The sequence below is a fragment of the Streptomyces swartbergensis genome (assembly GCF_002148965.1).
GTDB lineage: Bacteria > Actinomycetota > Actinomycetes > Streptomycetales > Streptomycetaceae > Streptomyces > Streptomyces swartbergensis.
In genome coordinates, this window is sequence record NZ_NGFN01000536.1 from 1 (window position 1) to 3468 (window position 3468).

The 3468-nt window shown below is 73.8% G+C and carries 5 protein-coding genes and 1 pseudogene; all 6 read left to right on the forward strand.

Features of this window, described 5'->3' with window-relative positions; all coding sequences use genetic code 11:
* Window positions 1-338, forward strand: a pseudogene (locus CA983_RS41630) (hypothetical protein); the annotation flags it as partial.
* Window positions 335-1072: a class I SAM-dependent methyltransferase gene (locus CA983_RS41635; RefSeq protein ID WP_086605848.1), complete on the forward strand. Its 738-nt coding sequence runs from the start codon at window positions 335-337 to the stop codon at window positions 1070-1072. The pseudogene CA983_RS41630 and the gene CA983_RS41635, both read left to right, overlap by 4 nt.
* A 15-nt stretch (window positions 1073-1087) precedes the next feature.
* A complete protein-coding gene (locus CA983_RS41640) occupies window positions 1088-1993 on the forward strand; it encodes a hypothetical protein (RefSeq protein ID WP_086605852.1) in 906 nt (301 codons plus the stop codon).
* Entirely contained in the window at window positions 1990-2211 is a 222-nt protein-coding gene (locus tag CA983_RS41645; RefSeq protein WP_086605849.1) for a Trm112 family protein, read from the forward strand. Before CA983_RS41640 ends, CA983_RS41645 begins: the two co-directional genes overlap by 4 nt.
* Window positions 2208-3035 (forward strand): FkbM family methyltransferase, encoded by an 828-nt coding sequence (locus tag CA983_RS41650; RefSeq protein WP_086605850.1) that lies wholly within the window; start codon window positions 2208-2210, stop codon window positions 3033-3035. The genes CA983_RS41645 and CA983_RS41650 overlap by 4 nt, the downstream gene beginning before the upstream one ends.
* Window positions 3001-3468, forward strand: a 468-nt coding sequence (locus CA983_RS41655; RefSeq protein ID WP_086605851.1) for a hypothetical protein, incomplete at its 3' end; no start/stop codon positions are given. The genes CA983_RS41650 and CA983_RS41655, both read left to right, overlap by 35 nt.

Sequence of the window (3468 nt, forward strand, 5' to 3'; positions counted from 1 at the left end):
CCCTCCTCACCGCACCCTGGGCCCCGGTCGCCGCCCGCGCCGCCCTGACCCGGACCCTGCGCCGGGCCGCCGCGCCCTGGACGTCGACCACCCTGCTCAGCAACATCGGCCGTATCCCGTACCCCCTGGACTTCGGCGAGGAGACGGGCCGCGCGCACGCGGTCTGGTTCTCGGCGCCGGCCCGGATGCCGCGCGGCCTCACCGTGACCACCGCCTCCACCGCCGGCCGCCTCCACCTGGCCCTGCGCTGGTCCCGGGCCCTGCTCAGCCACGGCGACGGCGCCCACCTCCGCGACCTGTTCGAGCACTATCTGCACMCCACGGAGGTGACCCCGTGACGAGCGCCCCCGCCCGGCCCCCCGAGCTGCGTGACTTCTACGAGAACCCGGCCGTCCCCGTCGCCTCCGGCACCCCACGAAGCGTCCGCCAGGCCCGCATGCTGGCCACGGCCCTCGGACCGGCCACCACCGGTCACGCACGGACAGTCCTCGACATCGGCTGCGGCGACGGTACGGCCGCCGCCACCGCCGCGCCCTTCCTGCCCGGCCACCGCGTCATCGGCGTCGACTGGTCCCAGGACGCCCTCAGGCGCGCCCGCACCCGCATCCCGTACGCGGTCCGCGGCGAACTCACCGGCGGCGGACTGCCGTTCGCGCCGAAGTCGGCCGACGCCGTGCTGTTCAGCGAGGTGATCGAGCATCTCGTCGACCCGGACGCGGCGCTCGACGAGATCCGCAGGATCCTGCGGCCCGGCGGGCATCTGATGCTGTCCACGCCGAACCTGGCCGCCTGGTACAACCGCGCGTTGCTGCTCGCCGGCGTCCAGCCGGTCTTCTCGGAGGTCAGCCTGCGCGGCATCCACGGCCGCCCGGGCCGGGAGGTCGTGGGACATCTGCGCCTCTACACCGCCCGGGCGCTGCGGGAGTTCGTCGCCGCGTCCGGGTTCACGGTCGTACGGCTCGAAGGCGCTCCCTTCCACGGCGTACCGCGCCCGCTGCGGCCGCTGGACCGGCTGGCCTGTGCCCGGCCGCAGCTCGCGTCGATCCTGCTGCTGCACGCCAGGAGGACGTAGCCCATGTGGTGGGGAGTGGCCGCGGCCCTGCTGGCGAACACCCTGTACAGCCTGGGCTTCGTGCTGGAGAAACGTGCCCTCACCGCGCTGCCCGAGGTGAGCATCCGGCAGCCGGCCCGGCTGTTGCGCCTCGTCATCGGCAGCCCCCTGTGGATCGGCGGCTCCCTCGCCCTGGCCGCCGGTTTCGCCGCGCAGCTCGTCGTCTACCGCACCCTCCCGATCGCCGCCGCGCAGGGCATCTTCGTCTCCGGCTTGGTCCTGCTCGTGCTGCTGTCGGCCCGGCTGCTCGGGGAGGAGACGAGCGGCCGGGAGCGGTACGCCCTGGGTGCGATCCTGCTCGCGCTGCTGATGGTGGTGCTGTCGCTGCGCGAGGGCTCGGACACCGTCAGCCAGGACGCTCCGTACCAGTTGATCCTGCTGGTGTGCGTGCCGTCGCTGGCGGCCGGGCTGTGGCTGTACGGCTCCGCCGAGCGGCGGGCCCGCAACCGGCACCGGCGGCCGACGACCGGCGTCGAGTACGGCGTGGCCGTGGGGCTGCTGTACGGCGTCAGTTCGCTGGCCATCAAGGGCGTGTCGAGCCACCTGACGACCAGCGGGTTCGGCGGTGCGGTGCTGGACCTGCTGAGCTCCCCGTATCCGTATCTGCTGCTGTTCACCGGTGTGTTCGGCCTGGTGATGTCGCAGGCGGCGCTCCAGCGCTGCCGGGCCTCGCTGATCGTGCCGGTGTGCACGACCGTGACGTCACTGTTCACGGCGGTGCTCGGCACGCTGTCGTTCGGCGAGGCCCTGCCGGACGAGCCGCTGCGGCTCGCGCTGCGGGTGGCGGGCACGGCCCTGGCGGTCGCCGTGCTGCTGACCATGCCGAAGCACGACCCTGCTCCCCAACCCCCCGCACCAGCCAAGGAGTTGGCCTCCCCATGAAGCCCGACGACCCGCTGCTGAAGATCCTTGCCTGCCCGCTCGACAAGGGCCCGCTGCATCTGCTGGCCGAGGAGACCGGGCAGGAGGAGGCGCTGTACAACCCGCGGCTGCGCCGCCGCTATCCGATCGTCGACGGCATTCCGCAGCTGCTGCCGTCCTCGGGCGAGCAGGTCTCGGACGACGAGCACGAGGAACTCCTCCAGAGGATGGCCCCATGACCAGCCTGGCAGCCCGCCTCGCCCCCTTCCTGCCCACCCGCCTGGTGGCCGCGATGGCCCGGGCGCTCTACCCCCGGTTCGAACCGGAGCTGGCCCGGCTCGCCGAGCTGTGCCCGCCGGACTGCGGTACGGCGGTGGACGTCGGCGGCTGGTACGGGCCCTGGACGCACCGGCTGTCCGGCCTGGCCGAGCACGTCGTGACGATCGAACCCGTGCCCCATCTGGCCCGCCTGCTGGCCGCCGCCGTCCCGCCGAACGTACGGGTGATCCGTGCCGCCGCCTCCGACCGCCCGGGCATCGCGCGCCTGTGGCTGCCGTCGGACGACTCGGGCGACCGGGGCGTGTCGTCGCTGGTGCGGCGCGACATCCACGGCCGGGCGCTGGACGTCCCCTGCGTCACCCTGGACGAGCTGGGCCTGCGGAACGTCGGCTTCATCAAGATCGACGTGGACGGCAACGAGCCGGCGGTCCTGCGCGGCGCGACGGGCCTGCTGGCCCGCGACCGCCCGGCCCTGTTCGTGGAGCTGGAGTCCCGCATCCAGCCGATCACCCCGGTGGTGACGTACCTGTCGCTGCTCGGCTACGAGGGTTGGGTCCTGCCCGGCGACCGGTGGGTGCCGCTGGCGAAGTTCCCCCTGGAGGACCACCAGGCGGACGCCTCCTACGTGGTCTCGCACGGCCTGCTGCGCCGCGTCCTGCCGTCCAACGTCCTGCGCGGCCCGCGCTACGTCAACTCGGTCCTCTTCCTCCCGGACGGCCGCCGCCCGGGCACCGCGCCGGTGGGCGACGATGGTTCCCATGCCCTCCGGAAAGCGCCCCGCTAGCCCCTTCACCCCGCTCGACTTCCAGCTGGTGCTGCTGCGCCGCATGGCCGACCACAATCCGGACCTGGTGGAGGAGGCCCGTCACGAGCTGGGCGTGTCGATCGCCGACATGCGCGAGGCCAACAAGCGCTGGCAGGCGATGGTCCGCTCCCCGCGCTCCCGGGCGCCTCTCTCCCGCTATCGCTCGGTGCTGGGCGAACCCGAGTCCCGGTCCGCCCGCCGGATCGGCGACCTCGACTGCGAGGCGTGGCTCTGGCCCGTCCCCCTCTGGCCCGGCCTGCGCTTCGAGGTCCTGACCGCCCCGAACGGCGCGGTGTGGAACGAGTGGCTGGTCCGCGCCCCGGGCGCCGAGGGGCCCGAGCCGCGCACGCTCGACGACCTCACCCCTTGGTCCTGCACGGTCGACGAGGCGGCCCGCGCCTTCGCCCCCGCC

Coding starts and splice junctions, on each gene's coding strand:
- CA983_RS41645 (WP_086605849.1), top strand. CDS start 1,990: ATGAAGCCCGACGACCCGCTGCTGAAGATCCTTGCCTGCCCGCTCGAC.
- CA983_RS41650 (WP_086605850.1), top strand. CDS start 2,208: ATGACCAGCCTGGCAGCCCGCCTCGCCCCCTTCCTGCCCACCCGCCTG.